This is a genomic window from Amycolatopsis orientalis DSM 40040 = KCTC 9412 (assembly GCF_000478275.1).
GTDB lineage: Bacteria > Actinomycetota > Actinomycetes > Mycobacteriales > Pseudonocardiaceae > Amycolatopsis > Amycolatopsis orientalis.
This window is the reverse complement of sequence record NZ_ASJB01000080.1, coordinates 358,600-372,698: the sequence shown is the minus strand read 5'-3', so window position 1 is coordinate 372,698 and position 14,099 is coordinate 358,600. Positions and strand designations below refer to the sequence as shown.

Annotated in this window: 17 protein-coding genes; 11 read left to right on the top strand and 6 right to left on the bottom strand. The window is 68.4% G+C overall.

The window, feature by feature from the left end; translation table 11 throughout:
• The first annotated feature begins 11 nt into the window (after positions 1-11).
• Positions 12-1,151: a C40 family peptidase gene (locus L324_RS29565; protein WP_173426414.1), complete on the top strand. Its 1,140-nt coding sequence runs from the start codon at positions 12-14 to the stop codon at positions 1,149-1,151.
• A gap of 336 nt (positions 1,152-1,487) precedes the next feature.
• Here L324_RS29565 and L324_RS29560 read toward each other — a convergent pair whose 3' ends face one another.
• The gene (locus L324_RS29560; RefSeq protein WP_037316035.1) at positions 1,488-2,318 is read right to left on the bottom strand and encodes an alpha/beta fold hydrolase; all 831 of its coding nucleotides are present in this window, start codon (positions 2,316-2,318) and stop codon (positions 1,488-1,490) included.
• A gap of 93 nt (positions 2,319-2,411) precedes the next feature.
• Between L324_RS29560 and L324_RS29555 the strand changes: the two genes are divergently transcribed.
• The 6 genes from L324_RS29555 (at position 2,412) to L324_RS29530 (ending at position 6,096) form a co-directional block, all read left to right on the top strand.
• Positions 2,412-3,068 carry a class I SAM-dependent methyltransferase gene (locus L324_RS29555; RefSeq protein ID WP_037316032.1) on the top strand — a complete coding sequence of 219 codons (657 nt, stop codon included), beginning with the start codon at positions 2,412-2,414 and terminating at the stop codon, positions 3,066-3,068.
• Between the two features lie 32 nt (positions 3,069-3,100).
• Entirely contained in the window at positions 3,101-3,496 is a 396-nt protein-coding gene (locus L324_RS29550) for a nitroreductase/quinone reductase family protein (RefSeq protein WP_037316029.1), read from the top strand.
• A 124-nt stretch (positions 3,497-3,620) separates the two neighbouring features.
• Entirely contained in the window at positions 3,621-4,016 is a 396-nt protein-coding gene (locus tag L324_RS29545; RefSeq protein WP_037316026.1) for a MerR family transcriptional regulator, read from the top strand.
• Positions 4,016-4,354 (top strand): thioredoxin, encoded by a 339-nt coding sequence (gene trxA, locus L324_RS29540; RefSeq protein ID WP_037316023.1) that lies wholly within the window; start codon positions 4,016-4,018, stop codon positions 4,352-4,354. Before L324_RS29545 ends, trxA begins: the two co-directional genes overlap by 1 nt.
• A gap of 549 nt (positions 4,355-4,903) precedes the next feature.
• Positions 4,904-5,527 carry a LysE/ArgO family amino acid transporter gene (locus tag L324_RS29535; RefSeq protein WP_037316020.1) on the top strand — a complete coding sequence of 208 codons (624 nt, stop codon included), beginning with the start codon at positions 4,904-4,906 and terminating at the stop codon, positions 5,525-5,527.
• 140 nt (positions 5,528-5,667) lie between these two features.
• Positions 5,668-6,096 carry a VOC family protein gene (locus L324_RS29530; protein WP_037316016.1) on the top strand — a complete coding sequence of 143 codons (429 nt, stop codon included), beginning with the start codon at positions 5,668-5,670 and terminating at the stop codon, positions 6,094-6,096.
• On the opposite strand, the gene L324_RS29525 is transcribed toward L324_RS29530, so the two are convergent.
• From L324_RS29525 to L324_RS29505, 5 genes are all read right to left on the bottom strand, one after another.
• A complete protein-coding gene (locus tag L324_RS29525) occupies positions 6,093-7,874 on the bottom strand; it encodes a S9 family peptidase (RefSeq protein WP_037316013.1) in 1,782 nt (593 codons plus the stop codon). The two genes, L324_RS29530 and L324_RS29525, sit on opposite strands and share 4 nt — an antisense overlap.
• Before the next feature lie 4 nt (positions 7,875-7,878).
• Positions 7,879-8,319, bottom strand: coding sequence for an SRPBCC domain-containing protein (locus tag L324_RS29520; protein WP_037316010.1), 441 nt, complete (start codon positions 8,317-8,319; stop codon positions 7,879-7,881).
• A complete protein-coding gene (locus tag L324_RS29515; protein WP_037316008.1) occupies positions 8,316-8,633 on the bottom strand; it encodes an ArsR/SmtB family transcription factor in 318 nt (105 codons plus the stop codon). Before L324_RS29515 ends, L324_RS29520 begins: the two co-directional genes overlap by 4 nt.
• A 67-nt stretch (positions 8,634-8,700) precedes the next feature.
• A complete protein-coding gene (locus L324_RS29510) occupies positions 8,701-9,399 on the bottom strand; it encodes a lysoplasmalogenase family protein (RefSeq protein ID WP_037316005.1) in 699 nt (232 codons plus the stop codon).
• Between the two features lie 62 nt (positions 9,400-9,461).
• Positions 9,462-10,472: a GlxA family transcriptional regulator gene (locus L324_RS29505; RefSeq protein WP_037316002.1), complete on the bottom strand. Its 1,011-nt coding sequence runs from the start codon at positions 10,470-10,472 to the stop codon at positions 9,462-9,464.
• A 43-nt stretch (positions 10,473-10,515) separates the two neighbouring features.
• Here L324_RS29505 and L324_RS29500 point away from each other — a divergent pair, with 43 nt between their 5' ends.
• The 4 genes from L324_RS29500 (at position 10,516) to L324_RS29485 (ending at position 14,097) form a co-directional block, all read left to right on the top strand.
• Positions 10,516-11,283 (top strand): NAD(P)H-dependent oxidoreductase, encoded by a 768-nt coding sequence (locus L324_RS29500; RefSeq protein ID WP_037316000.1) that lies wholly within the window; start codon positions 10,516-10,518, stop codon positions 11,281-11,283.
• 116 nt (positions 11,284-11,399) lie between these two features.
• Positions 11,400-12,218 carry an SRPBCC family protein gene (locus tag L324_RS29495; protein ID WP_037315997.1) on the top strand — a complete coding sequence of 273 codons (819 nt, stop codon included), beginning with the start codon at positions 11,400-11,402 and terminating at the stop codon, positions 12,216-12,218.
• Between the two features lie 68 nt (positions 12,219-12,286).
• Positions 12,287-13,438, top strand: coding sequence for a sensor histidine kinase (locus tag L324_RS29490; RefSeq protein WP_037315994.1), 1,152 nt, complete (start codon positions 12,287-12,289; stop codon positions 13,436-13,438).
• Positions 13,435-14,097: a response regulator gene (locus L324_RS29485; protein WP_037315991.1), complete on the top strand. Its 663-nt coding sequence runs from the start codon at positions 13,435-13,437 to the stop codon at positions 14,095-14,097. The genes L324_RS29490 and L324_RS29485 overlap by 4 nt, the downstream gene beginning before the upstream one ends.
• Positions 14,098-14,099 lie beyond the last annotated feature (2 nt).

Below are 14,099 nucleotides of genomic sequence, written 5' to 3'. Positions count from 1 at the left end.
GCCTGGACGGCGTGACTGAGCCCGAGCCCGCCCCGAGCGCGCCCGAAACCAGCCCGAAGAAGAAGTCATGGGCGCATGGTGTGGCGATGCGCAGCCTGGTCGCCCTCCCGCTGGTCGCCGGGCTCGCGACGGCGGGCTGGCTGCTCGCGGGCGGGAACGATCCGGCACCCGCCGACGGGACCCAGCCGGTCCCCCTCCCGGCCGCCAACCAGGATCCGGCCACCGTCGGCGGCGGCGCGGGTCCCTCGGTCCTCGAAGTCAGCGCACCGGTCAAGGCGCAGGAGACGCCGAAGGGCGCCCGGCCGCTGGAGGAGTGGGCCACCAAGCTCTCCGGACCGCTCGACATCCCGGCGAAGTCGCTGATCGGCTACGCGAACGGCGAATTGGCACTGCGCGGCGAACAGCCGAACTGTCACCTTTCCTGGGTCACCCTGGCGGGGGTCGGCGCGGCGAGTTCGAACCATGGGCGCGGCGGCGACAACCCCCTCGGCCTGTCGGCGCAGCAGTGGAAGAAGTACGGGACGGCGATCCCCGGGATCACGAAACCCGCGCTCACCGATCCCGACTCGGCTTCGGTCGCCGCCGGTCGCGCGCTGTGCGCGTCCGGGGCCGACCTCGGCGGCGGCGCCGGCTGGTGGAAGGCGATCGCCGGATACCAGGGCGGCAAGGGAACCGGGAAGATCGGCAACGACGCCGAACTGTTCCGCCAGCGCGTCCTGGGCAACGCGCAGCTGTACGCGACTCTCTCGCTCGACCCGGCGCGAGCGTCCAGCCCCGCGGTGAAGGCGACCCGGTTCGCCCTCGGCCAGCTGGGACTCCCGTACGTGTGGGGCGGCAACGGACCGGAAGCGGGCGCGGCGGGCTTCGACTGCTCGGGGCTGACCAAGGCGTCCTACGACGAAGCCGGTGTCGGGCTGCCGCGGACCGCGGACAGCCAGTTCCGGGCCCTGCCGCGAGTCCCCGGCGATCAGGAACCGAAGCTGGGCGACCTCGTGTTCTACGGGAATCCGGCGACGCGGATCCACCACGTCGGGCTCTACCTCGGGAACGGTCTGATGATCAACGCGCCCACCGAGGGTCAGGCGATCCAGATCCACACGTATCACTCGAAGGGCGACGACTACACGGGCGCCGGACGGCCTGCGGCCTAGCTACCGGCTTCGCCGTATGGCGTGATCGGCCCGCTGCCGTGAAGGGCCCCTTACCTACCCTCAAGGTCAGGGCCCCGGCAAAGTCGCCATCGTGCAGGTCGGGCAACTATTTGTCATGGTCCGGGCCGACGATGAAGGAATTGGGACGTCGAGTGTGGAGGATTTGGGACGTGCAACGTCCCAAATCCTCCACACTCGAACCCCGCGGGCACCAGCGATGCCACATCCGGACCACCAAGAACAGCACCGACCAGCAACTCTGCGACTTTGCCGGAACCCTGACCTCAAGGTAGTGAAGGAGGCCTTCACTACCTGGCGACAGGGATGGGGTCTCCGTCATCGCCGACCGGCCAGCCATTCGAGCGCGGCCTCTCCCTCGCGGAGGACCGAGATGTGCCCGTCCTCGGGGAAGGTCCGCAGCTCGGCCGTGGCGCACTGCCGGGCGAGCCACTCCCCGTGAGCGAGAGGCGCGATCCGATCCTCCCCACCGTGCAGGAGCAGAACCGGCGCCGTGATGTCGGACGGCTGGAATCCCCACGGCGCGACGTACGCGAGGTCGTCGTCGATCAGCCCGTCCGGCCCACCCTGGACCGCTGGACCGACGACATCGAGGACCCAGGCCCAGTCTCCCTTCAAGGCCGCGTGGTCGGACGCGGTGAACATCTCGGCGTCGTATTCGGCCGAGGCCTCGTATCTCGCCTTTTCCGTTCGTCCCGCCAAAGCGGCCGTCAGCGATCCGACTCCCGCCGCACCCATACCCGCGAACCAATCCAGCCCGTCGCCGTCGTACGGCGCCATACTCGCCACACCGACCGCCGCCGAGACCCGCTCCGGCAGCAGAGCGGCGCACGCGAGCGCGTGCGGACCGCCGCCGGAATGGCCGAAGACCGCGAACCGCTCGATCTTTAGAGCATCGGCGATCTTCGCGACGTCCGACGCCGCCGACGCGACATCTCGACCGGGCCGAGGTGTCGAGCCGCCGTAGCCGGGCCGGTCGTAGGAGACCCACCTCAGCCCGAGCCGCTCGGCGGCCGGGAGCAGCGGCGCCGGTGGAGCGCCGATGTTCGGGGTCCCGTGGTGCCAGAAGACCACCGGGCCGGTTCCACCCGTGTCGTACGTGTGCAGGGTGTTCCCGTCCCCCAGGTCCACCTCGGACTCGTTCACCATGGAACGAGCGTACTGACGGGAACGACAAACGGGTGGATCCGAGAACCGCTGTACCGTCGGACTCGTCCGCCCTCGCCGTCGCCTGGAGTGAACGTGACCGACCAGACGCGCCGCAGTTACGACCTGGTGGCCGACCGGTACGCCGAGGAACTCAGCGACGAACTCCGGCACAAACCGCTCGATCGCGCTCTGCTCGACGCCTTCGCCGAGTTGGTCCGGGACGGAACGGTCGCCGACATCGGCTGCGGGCCCGGGCATGTCGCCGCCTATCTGGCCGCGCGAGGCCGGCGGGTCGTCGGCCTGGATCTCTCGACTTCGATGTGTGAAACCGTTCGTTCGCGCACCTCCCTCCCCGCCTGCGCGGCGGATATGACGGCCTTGCCGGTACGAGACGCGGCGCTGGCCGGGCTCGTCTGTCTTTACGCGGTCATCCATCTCGACGACGACCGCCGGGCCACGGCCTATCGCGAATTCGCCCGGGTCCTCCGACCCGGCGCATACGCCTTGCTCTCCTTTCATGTCCGCGATCCCGACGTACCGACCGGCGGGATGAAGACCCTCGACACCTGGTGGGACCACGAAGTCGACCTGAGTTTCCGGTACCTCGATCCGGACACCGAGATCTCGGCGCTGCGAACCGCGGGTTTCGACCTGGCCGCCCGGCTCGACCGCGGACCACATGCCGGTTTCGAACATCCCAGCGAGCGCTGCGCCCTGATGGTGCGCCGAACCGCAGTCGGGCACCCTTGACCTTGCCCGCCTCTTCGACCGTCAGGAGCCGCATGTCGCGCTTTCACGAGATCAAGCACCGGGTGGCCACGACCTTCCAGCGGCACGTGGGCAACCCGCTCCTCGGCCGGTTGCCGAACCAGCCGATCCTCGAGACCACCGGCCGCAAGTCCGGGGTACCCCGGCCGACACCGATCGGCGGCCGCCTGGTCGGCCGCGAGTTCTGGATCGTCTCGGAATTCGGCGAGAAGTCGCAGTACGTCCGCAACATCCAGGCCGATCCGCATGTCCGGCTCCGGCTCAAAGGCCGGTGGCACACCGGCACGGCGCATCTGCTCCCGGACGACGACCCTCGCGCCCGCCTGAAGGCCCTGCCCAGGCTCAACAGCGCCGCGGTGCAGGCGATCGGCACGAACCTCCTCACCATCCGAGTCGACCTCGACGACTGACCGGGCACACGACTGACCGGGAACGACAGGTCCGGCGAATCGGCGGCACCCGATTCCAACCGGAACCAGGCACCCGGATATCGGCTTTGCCTTGACGCCAAGGGCAAGGTTTACGCTCGGAACCATGCGGATCGGTGAACTCGCCGCGCGTACCGGAACCACCACCCGCGCGCTGCGTTTCTATGAGTCACAAGGGCTTCTCGACGCACGGCGCGCGTCGAACGGCTACCGGGAGTACGACGAGGACGACTACCGTCTGGTCAACGAGATCCTGACCCTGCAAGCGGTCGGGCTCAGCCTCGAAGACACCAGGCCGTTCGTCGAGTGTCTGCGTGCCGGTCACGAGACCGGCGACTCTTGCGCCGATTCGATCGAGGTCTACCAACGCAAACTCGCCGAGGTGGACGCCTGTCTGGCCAAGCTCAACGACGTGCGGGACAGCCTGCTGGCCAAGTTGGCGGGTGCGTTGAAAACGCCGCCGGGACCGTGCGTCGTCATGCCGATGAACGAGGAGACCTGATGTCATCCCTTTCTGTCGTCACCGATGAAACCTTCCAAGAACTCGTCCTGGACCAGGACAAGCCCGTCCTGGTGGACTTCTGGGCGCAGTGGTGCCCGCCTTGCCACATGATCGCGCCGGTGCTCGCCGAGATCGCCGATGAACGCGCCGACGCGCTGATCATCCGCAAGCTCAACTCCGACGAAAACCCGCTGACCGCGAGGAACTACCAGGTCATGTCCCTGCCGACGCTGATTCTCTTCCGCGGCGGCAGTCCAGTGTGGACGACCGTCGGTGCCAGGCCGAAAGCCCGGCTCCTGGCCGACCTGGATGCCGTTCTGCAGACCGCCGGCGTCTGATCACCTCCCTCTCCGACCGGCCTCGCTGCTCGCCTTCGACATTAGCGCCGGTCGAACATATGCGCTAGTACCAATTCTGTAATTGACTTCCTTCTTCAATTCACCCGATAGGTGCGCGCGCGCGAGTTGAGCCTGCACAATGCGCGATCAATGGGGCCTCATTCAGGCCGAGCTGAAGGGGCCTTTCCTCGCATGCGACGCGGGGAAAGCGCCCTTCACCGCATGAGATGAGGGGAAAGGGCCCTTCAGCTCCTTGGGCCTATTGAGTCGGGAGCGTGAGCCGGAAGGCGTGAAGATCGCCGCCGACCTGGGCGAGTTCTGTTTTTGTCGGACCCTTGAGGCATGGTGGTCGCAGGCACAGGGCAGACCCGGTTCATCGAGAAGGGAGTACCCGACTGATTCGATAATTGTGTTGCGCACGAGACCGTCCGTTCGCATCCTTCAGCACATGACTTCGACCATCACCTTCCTGCCGTCGCCCTCCGTCCTCCGACGAGTGCGGGTGCAGCAGCAGGCCAAGGCCGGTCGGAGGCCGACGCCAGTCCGACCGTGAGCGCCGCGCTGGTCGCGGGCCTGCTCGCCGGCTATGGCATCGCCATTCCGGTGGGCGCGGTCGGGACCTACCTGGTGTTGCTGACGGCTCGGGACGGCCTCAAGGTCGGCGCGTACGCCGCTTTGGGCGTCGCCACGGCCGACGGCCTCTACGCCCTCATCGCGGTGCTCGGCGGCAGCCGGCTCATCCCGATCATCCAACCGATCGCCGTACCGCTGCGCTGGGGTTCGGTGGTGGTCCTGCTCGTACTGGCCGTCCACATCGGAATCACCGGGGTCCGGAATTTCCGCGACTCCGCGAAGTCCGACGTGACCCGGCCGATGGCGATCCGACCGCTGAAGGCCTACGTGAGCCTGCTCGGGATCACGTTGCTGAATCCGACCACCGTGATCTACTTCGCGGCGCTCGTGCTCGGCAGCGAGGACATGGCCGCCGCCAGTGGAGCGGAGCATGTGGTCTTCGTGGTCGCGGCGTTCACGGCATCGGCCAGCTGGCAACTGTTCCTCGCGGGTGGCGGCGCGGTCCTCGGCAAGGCGTTGACCGGGCGTCGTGGCCGGTTGGTCACCGCGCTGGCGTCGAGCGTGCTGATCGCCGCGCTCGCGGTCCGGCTGCTGTGGTGATGGGGCGTGGGTGATCCGGCGTGGACGGACCCGGTGGACGCCGGGCCGTCCACCGGCCCCGATCCCGGCGAACCGGAAATCGCGGAAACCGCCGGGAATCGAGGGCAGTGGATGTCCGCATCGGTTGCCAGGCTGCGCTCATGACCGAAACCACCGATCGCCCCGCAGCCCTCCACTCCTACCTCGCCTACCACGACGCACCGAAGGCGCTTCGCTGGCTGGAACGCGCCTTCGGTTTCGAGACCGTCTCGGAGTTCGCCGACGACAAAGGCCTGATCCAGCATGCCGAACTGCGGCTGGGCGGCGCTTCCATCATCGTGTTCAGCGCGGAGGAGGACTACGACCGCGCGAGCCGCAAGGGCGAGACCGTCGGCCACGGGCTCTATGTCAGCCTTCCGACGCAGGAGGCCGTGGACGCGATTTTCGCTTCCGCCATCGAGGCCGGTGCGCCGCCGGTCTGGGAACCGACGGCCACCGAATGGGGGAACTACCGTTGCCGCGTCGACGATCTCGAAGGTTACGAGTGGTCCTTCGGCACCTACGTTCCCGGCGTGCCGCAGAACGGCTAAGCCGGGTCGAGCAGGCGGCTGAACCACTCGCGGGTGCGGCGGAGCAGATCCAGTTGGTTCTCCCGTCCGCGGATCGAGTGTCCTTCGCCGGGATAGACGACGAGGTCGTGCTCGACGCCGAAGTGGCGTAGGGCGCGGTGAAAGAATTCCGCCTGTGAGTACGGGACGTTCGTGTCGTCCGCGCCGTGCACGATCAGCACCGGGGTTTCGATCTCCGACGCGTAGGAGATCGGGCTGAGCTGATCGTGCCGGTGCGGTCCTTTCCCTTCCCAGCCGGTGCTTCCGCCGAGCCCGGCCTCCAAGGGACCGAATTCGCCGGTCGCGGCGAGCATGCCCCAGTCGCAGATCCCGGCACCCATCAGCGCCGCCTTGAACCGGCGGGTCTGCCCGACGGCCCACGCCGCCACGAAGCCGCCGTGACTCCAGCCCGCGATCCCGAGCCGCTCCGGATCGGCCACCCCCTCGGCTACCAGGAGGTCGATCCCGGCCTCGAGATCACTCCACTCCTCCAACCCGACCCGGCCGGCGACGGAAGCGGCGAATTCGTGGCCATGGCCCTGCCCGCCACGGGGGTTCGGCAGGAAGACCGCGTGTCCCGCCAAGGCGAACCATTGCGCGGACGGGTACCAGTTGAGCATGAACCGGTCCGCGTTCCGGTCGTACGGCCCGCCGTGGGGCAGGGTGACCAACGAAAACGGCCCGTCCTCCCGGCTCTTTCCCGGCGGGAGGACCAGCAGGCCGTCCAGCGCGAGACCGTCGGAAGCCTTATAGGACAACCGCTCCTGTGATCCCCACGAGATCCCGGCGAATTCCGGAGCCGTATCGCTGACCCGCGTCAACGAGCCACCCACCGGTCCACAATGGACATCCTTCGGCCGGTGGGCCGTGCTCAGCACGGTGGCCACGATCTCCCCGTTGGAAGTCAGCGCGTCCGCTTGGCCGCGCCAGAACGACACTTCGCCGGACCCGAGCCGATGGAGCGCCGTGTCGAGACCGTCGGCGACGAGCACCAGCGGAGCGCCGGAATCGACCTGCGCGAGCCTGATCGGGCAGACCGACTCCGCGGTCAAGTTCCGGTGTTCCCCGGTCTCCACGGGAACGTCGAACACCGCCCAGCCGCCGACCAACTCCGGAGTCGCGAGATACGCGACATGCCAGCCGTCGAGATCCCGCCACCAAACGGGACTGGTGGCTTCGACCGGGGTCTGCCCGAGATCCCGCTTTTCGCCCGTCGTCGGATCCACCACGGCGAGCCGCGGTTCGAGACCACCGGGGTCGAGTTCGGGGGTCGGCCAGGTGAGGACGGCGAGCGCGCCGTCGTCCTGTCGGCGGGCGACGCCGACCACGTGATCTTCGGTGAGCGTCCTGATTTCGCCGGTCCGCGGGTCGAAAATCCGCAACCGTTCCGGGCGAAGGCTTTCGCTCCAGACCCGGATGGCCGGGACCGGTGTCTCGTCCTCGGCGATGAACACGACCTGTTCGCGCATCGGAAGGAATCCCGTGATCTCGCTTCGCCAGGTGACCAGCGGCTCCGGCTCGCCCTCCGCGTACAGCCGGCCGTCGCGGAGGAAATAGAGGGTCGTGGAGTCCGGTGACCATTTCGGCGACGAACCTTCCGCCAGTTTCCGGGGCTTTTCACTGCCGTCCACAGCGGCGAGCCAGATCTCCGGCGTGCCCTTCGTGATGGTCGCGACCGTGTAGGCGATGCGACGCCCGTCCGGGGACAACGCGGGTTCCGACGGGACATGGCTGTCGACGATCGACTCAGCTGTCAGCATGTGTTCATAGTGCCGACAAAGCGGTCCCCAAGGCATCGAGCCAGGTCGCGGTCCCCTGCTCCCGCCAGCTCGGTTCCTCGAGCCCGTCAAGGAAAGTGCCCTGCTCGACCAAAGTCAGCCGGGTACCGCCGTCCGCGGCTTCGAGCAGCACCGTCGTGACCGAAACGGTCGCGAGTACGTCGTTCGCGGAAAGCGTCCCCGAGTAGACGATCCGCTCGTTCTCGGCGATTTCCTCGTAGCGCGCGTCGAACACCATCCGCTTCCCGTCGTCGGACGGACCGGTGGTGACTTCCCGGCCACCGACGCGGAAGTCCAGCGAGTGCCTGCCGCCCGGCACGGTGAACCAGCCGGCTTTCGCGGCGGGGTCGGCCCAGGCCGCGAAAACGCGTTCCGGCGGCAAGGGGTAGACGCGTTCGAGGGTGAAAGTGGCGTGTTTGACGGTCATGACAGCTTCCCTTCGTCGGAATCCAGAAAGTCACCAAGGCGATCGAGCCGGTGTTCCCAGCCGGTGCGCTGCCCGGCGAGCCAGTCCTCGGCCGTCCGCAGTCCGTCCGGTTCGAGGTGGCAGGTGCGGACGCGACCCGCCTTCTCCGACCGGACCAGCCCGCAGGCTTCGAGCACCTGGAGGTGCTGCATCACGGCCGGCAGCGACATCGACAACGGCCGCGCGAGCTCCCCCACCGTGGCGGGTCCCCGGGTGAGGCGCTCGATCATGGCGCGCCGCGTCCCGTCGGACAGCGCCTTGAACACCTGGTCCATCCGTTGGTTAGGCACCTGCTTAACTATCCGCCCACGCAGAGCGTTAGTCAAGTAGGTGCTTAACTTTCTATTCCTCCGCGGTCATGCCTTCGACGAGCAGCCACTGGGACGCGAGATACGAGGTCAGCACGAAGGTCTCGAGGTTGGCCCGCACGCGCTCGCTGGTGACGAAGTTGCGACGGATCAGGATCGCCAGGTCGGACGCGGAGAACAGCAGCGCGCCGACGGCGAGCCAGGTCCGGCGGTCAGCCGACGGGACGACCATCCCACCCGATACGCGAGCCTTCGGCGCGAGCACCGGATCGGCCGCGAGGGTCGACGTCGTACTCAGCAGCCCTCCGTAGACCGAGAGCACCGAAGACACTGGAGACGGCTTCGGGAGTGCCATCGCGACGGCGGCCGCCGCCCACGCCCCGAGCCGGGGCGACGCCGTGGCCGCACGCGGACGCGCGCCGCGACGCCACAAGAACGCGGAGTACAGCACCTGCATCACGCCGAACGACGTCGCGCCCTTGATCAGTTCGCGGTCCTCGTGCGACCTGGCCATGAAGTGGTCGCCCGCCCCGGCCGCGATCAGGGCGGCGACGAGCAAGCCCTTCTCCCCTGGTGCAAGCGTTTGCGCACGGGCGACGCGAGCGGCGAGCACGGGGACCGCGGCCGGTTTGGTCACCAGTTGCAACCGCCGGTTGCCGGTCCTGGCGGAGTACACCGTGCCGATCGCGGCGGCGCCGAACAGCACCCGTTCGGCGAATTTGAGGGCCTTCACTGACCACCTCCGGAACTTATTTCCGGGTAAGTTACCAGCAGGTCAGTACCCTGGGGCGTCTTCTAGACCGCTTCCCGGAAGGTGTTCCGGTACGCGCTCGGGGAAACACCCAGCGCGGCCTGCAGATGCTGGCGCAGCGACGCGGCGGTGCCGAACCCCGCCTCCGCCGCGATCTTGTCCACCGGCAGGTCGGTTTCCTCAAGCAGCTGACGCGCCCGTTCGACCCGCTGCTGGGTCAGCCACTGCAACGCGGAAATCCCGACCTCGTCCCGAAAACGCCGCGTGAAGGTCCGCGTGCTCATCGACTCCTTCGCCGCGAGTTCGCGCAACGTCAGCGGCCTGTCGAGGTTCTCCAGGGCCCAGGCCCGCGCCGCCGCTGTCGACGAGGACTGCGGTTCCGGCACCGGACGGCGGATGAACTGCGCCTGTCCGCCTTCCCGATGGGGCGAGACGACCGTGCCGCGCGCGACCTCGTTCGCGATCGCGGCGCCGTGATCGCACCGGATCATGTGCAGGCAGAGGTCGATACCGGACGCGACCCCCGCGGCGGTCAGCACGTTGCCGTCATCGGTGTAGAGCACGTTGGGATCGAGGTCGACCTTCGGGAACTTCGCCTGGAAGTCCAGTGCCGAACGCCAGTGCGTGGTCGCCTTCCGGCCGTCGAGCAGGCCGGCCGCGGCGAGTACGAAGGCACCCGTGCAGATGGACGCGATCCTGGCGTCCGGCCGGATCAGCTCCATCGCCCGCGCGAGCGGTTCCGTGAGGTCCTGCCCCGAGGGCTCGTACTCGGTGGACGACGCCGGGATCACGACGGTGTCGGCCTCGGCCAGCACTTCCGGCCCGCGCTGGACCGAGATGGTGACGTCGGCGTCGGTCCGGATCTCCCCGGGCTCCGGCGTGCAGGTGACGACTTCGTACAGCGGTTCGCCGTCGGCCGTCTTGGCCGTGCCGAACAGCCGGACGACGATGCCCAGCTCCATCACCAGCATGCCGTGGCGGACCAGTACGGCCACCCGGTGGCGGCCCGGACGCGTGAAGAAAGCCATGGCTCGATTCTTGCACATGTTGGCCATCGGGCCACTCGATTCGACGAACAGGCCGAGAGACCGTGGGGACATGAACGTGTTGTGGACCTTCGCCCATCCGGAACCCCGTTCCCTCGGCGGCTCGCTGCGCGACGAAGGCGTGCGCACCCTCCGCGAACAGGGCGCGAACGTCCGGGAATCCGACCTGTACGCGATGAAGTGGAATCCCGTCGTGAACGCGGAGGACTTCGGCTCCGCGGCCGGAAGCGACCGGCTGATCGTCGGCGCGGCGTCGAAGGACGCCTTCACCTCGGGCGAACTGAGCGAGGACATCCGGGCCGAGCACGAGAAACTGGCGTGGGCGGACACGGTGATCATCCAGTTCCCGTTGTGGTGGTACGGCATGCCCGCGATCCTCAAGGGCTGGTTCGACCGCGTCTTCGTCAAAGGTTTCGCCTATGGCGTCCAGCGTCCCGACGGCAAAACGGCACGTTACGGCGAAGGGAAGCTGGCCGGGAAACGCGCCATGGTCCTGCTGACCGCGGGCGCACCCGAGCGCACGATCGGACCGCGTGGCGTGAACGGCGAGATCAACGACCTGCTGTTCCCACTGCAGCACGGAACCCTGTGGTACGCGGGAATGTCCGTGCTCCCGCCGCTCACGATCTGCGGCGCCGACCGCGTCAGCCCAGAGCAGTACGACGCCGCAGCCGACGCACTGCGCGAACGACTGCGGACACTGTCTACAAGCGACCCGATCCCGTTCCGTTCCCAGAACGGCGGCGATTACGACGAAGACCTCGTTCTGCGTGACCACCTCGCGCCAGGCCGGAGCGGAATCGGCGTCCACACGTCCTGAAGCTCAGGCGCGCACGAGGTCCACCCCCGCAAAGAAGGTCACGGCGGCCTTGAGCGGCGTTTGACCCAGTATTCCTTCACGGTTATATTCCCCTAACGGCACATTAGGAGGTAACCGTGAACGATCGCGCCCGGTTGGAAACCGTCGGGGAACGTCCCGCGCTCCGCGTCGAACGACGGCTCGCGCACAGCCCCGAACGCGTCTGGCGGGCCATCACCGAACCGTCGGAACTGGCGCGGTGGTTCCCCGCGGCGGTCACCGTCGACCTGCGGCCGGGCGGAACCATCGAGTTCACCTTCGAGGGCGAAGAAACTCCCACAACGGGCGATGTCCTCGAAGCCGACGCACCCCGCGTGTTCGCCTTCAGCTGGAATGACGACGTCCTCCGCTGGGAGATCACTCCGGCGGAGGACGGCTGCCGTCTGCTGTTCACGCATACGTTCGGCCGGGGCGAACCCGCCATCGCCAGGATCGCGGCCGCGCGCACGGCCGCGGGCTGGGACAGCTGCCTCGTCGCGCTCTCCGCGCTGCTCGACGGCGAAGAGTACAAGCCGTCTCAGGACTGGGTCGGCCCCATCGAGGCCTACACCGAGGAATTCGGGCTTGCCGACGGCGAAGTCCTGGAAGCCGGCGACGGCAAGGTGATCCGCTTCCGTCGTGACCTGATCTGGAAACCGCTCGACAAGGTCTGGCCCCTTCTCGCCGCCGAAAAGGCGACGGGCACCGTCCTCCGCGAGGAACCGCCGCGGCTACTGGAGATCTCCCTGCCGCGAGGCGGCGTCGTCCGCTGGGAACTCACCCACTCCGCGGTCGACGGCACCATGGTCGAGGTGACCCAGACGGTCCCGCCTGGACAGGACGACGTCGTGCCCGAGGCGCTGCGAAGCCGGCGCGAGAAGCTGAAGGAGTTCTTCGCGGCGGCCTACGGAAGCTGATCTCCACCCTGGGGATGACCTTCGCCGGACGGACGCGCACGTGCCGCCCGTCCGGCTAAGTTCGCCGTATGAAACAGCCGTCTGCGCTCTCCCAGCGGGTGGCGTACACGATCGACGCACTCCTCGCGCTGGTGCTCGTGGTGGCCGTCGGCGGGAACCTGGCCGCGGGGACCTGGACCTTCCTGATCGCCATCCCGATGTGGCTCGCCTGGGCGACGGTCGCCGCCAGCGGGATCGCGATCGCGCTGCGGCGTCATCGGCCCCTGACCGCCTACGGCCTCGGCCTCGGGAGCCTCGTCCCGGCCCTGGTCGCCGGCAACGGGCTGGGCCCGGCCGCGCTCCTGGCCACCGCTTGCGCCCTGTACACCGTGGCACTGGAACACCCCCGTGCCCGCTCGCTGACCGCGATGGGGCTCGGCCTGGTCGTCGTCGCGATCTTCGAGCTCCTGCGGCTCGGACCGAACACGATCGCGTCGACGGCTTTCGCGGGCGGCGGGGTGGCGGGCTCATGGGCACTGGGCTGGATGACGCGGCAACGGCGCGCGAACCTGGCCCAGCTCGCCGAAACCCAGGCCGATCAGGCGGTTTCGGACGAACGGCTGCGTATCGCGCGCGAGATGCACGACGTCGTCGCGCACAGCATGAGCCTGATCGCGGTGAAGGCGGCCGTGGGCAATCACGTCGCGAAGGACCAGCCCGAAGAAGCACGCGAAGCGCTGCGGGTCATCGAACTCACCAGCCGCGAAACGCTCGTCGAACTCCGGCGGATGCTCGGCGTCCTCCGCTCCGGCGACGGCACGCCCGAAGCCGCGCTCGGTCCCGCACCGAAACTCGCCGATCTGCGGGCGCTGGCCGAACGCGCCGGGCAGGCCGGGGTGCGCGTCGAGCTGACCGGCGAGACGGTGGACGACCTCCCCGAAGGTGTCGCGCTTTCGGTCTACCGCATCACGCAGGAAGCGGTGACCAATGTCGTGAAACACGCGGGACCGGCCACCTGCCGCGTCACGATCACCGAAGGCCCCGGTGAGGTCAGCGTCGAGATCGTCGACGACGGCCGCGGCGAAGGCTCGCCGGCGACCGTCGGCGGGCACGGTTTGATCGGCATGCGCGAACGCGTCGCGGTCTACGGTGGTGACTTCGAGGCGGGACCACTGCCCGCTGGGGGATTCCGGGTGTTCGCGCGGCTGCCGTACGCCGCCGAGGAAGTGGGGACACGATGATCCGCGTGCTGATCGCCGACGACCAGGCGTTGCTGCGCGGCAGTTTCCGGGTGCTCGTCGACAGCGCGCCGGACCTCCAGGTCGTCGGCGAGGCGGGTGACGGCGCGGAGGCGGCGAAACTGGCCGAGCAGGAACGCCCCGACGTCGTCCTGATGGACGTCCGCATGCCGGAACTGGACGGGATCGAAGCGACCCGGCGGATCTGCGCGTCGGCCGCGTGTGAAGGCGTCCACGTGCTGATGCTGACCACCTTCGACCTCGACGCCTACGTCTATTCGGCACTGCGCGCGGGCGCGAGCGGTTTCCTGCTGAAGGACACTCCGCCCGCCGAGCTGCTGTCGGCGATCCGGATCGTCGCCGCGGGCGAAGGGCTGCTCGCGCCTTCGATCACGCGAAGGCTCATCGCCGAGTTCGCCCGGTTGCCCGAACCCGGTCGTCGCGTGACGGCCTCGCTCGACAACATCACCACCCGCGAACGGGAGGTCCTCAGCCTGATCGCGCGCGGTCTGTCCAACGACGAGATCGCGGGGACCCTGCACCTCGGGCTGGCGACGGTGAAGACCCATATCGGCCACCTCCTGCACAAACTCGCGGCGCGGGACCGGGCGCAGCTGGTGATCGCGGCCTACGAATCCGGACTGGTCCGCGCCGCGCTGTAGCC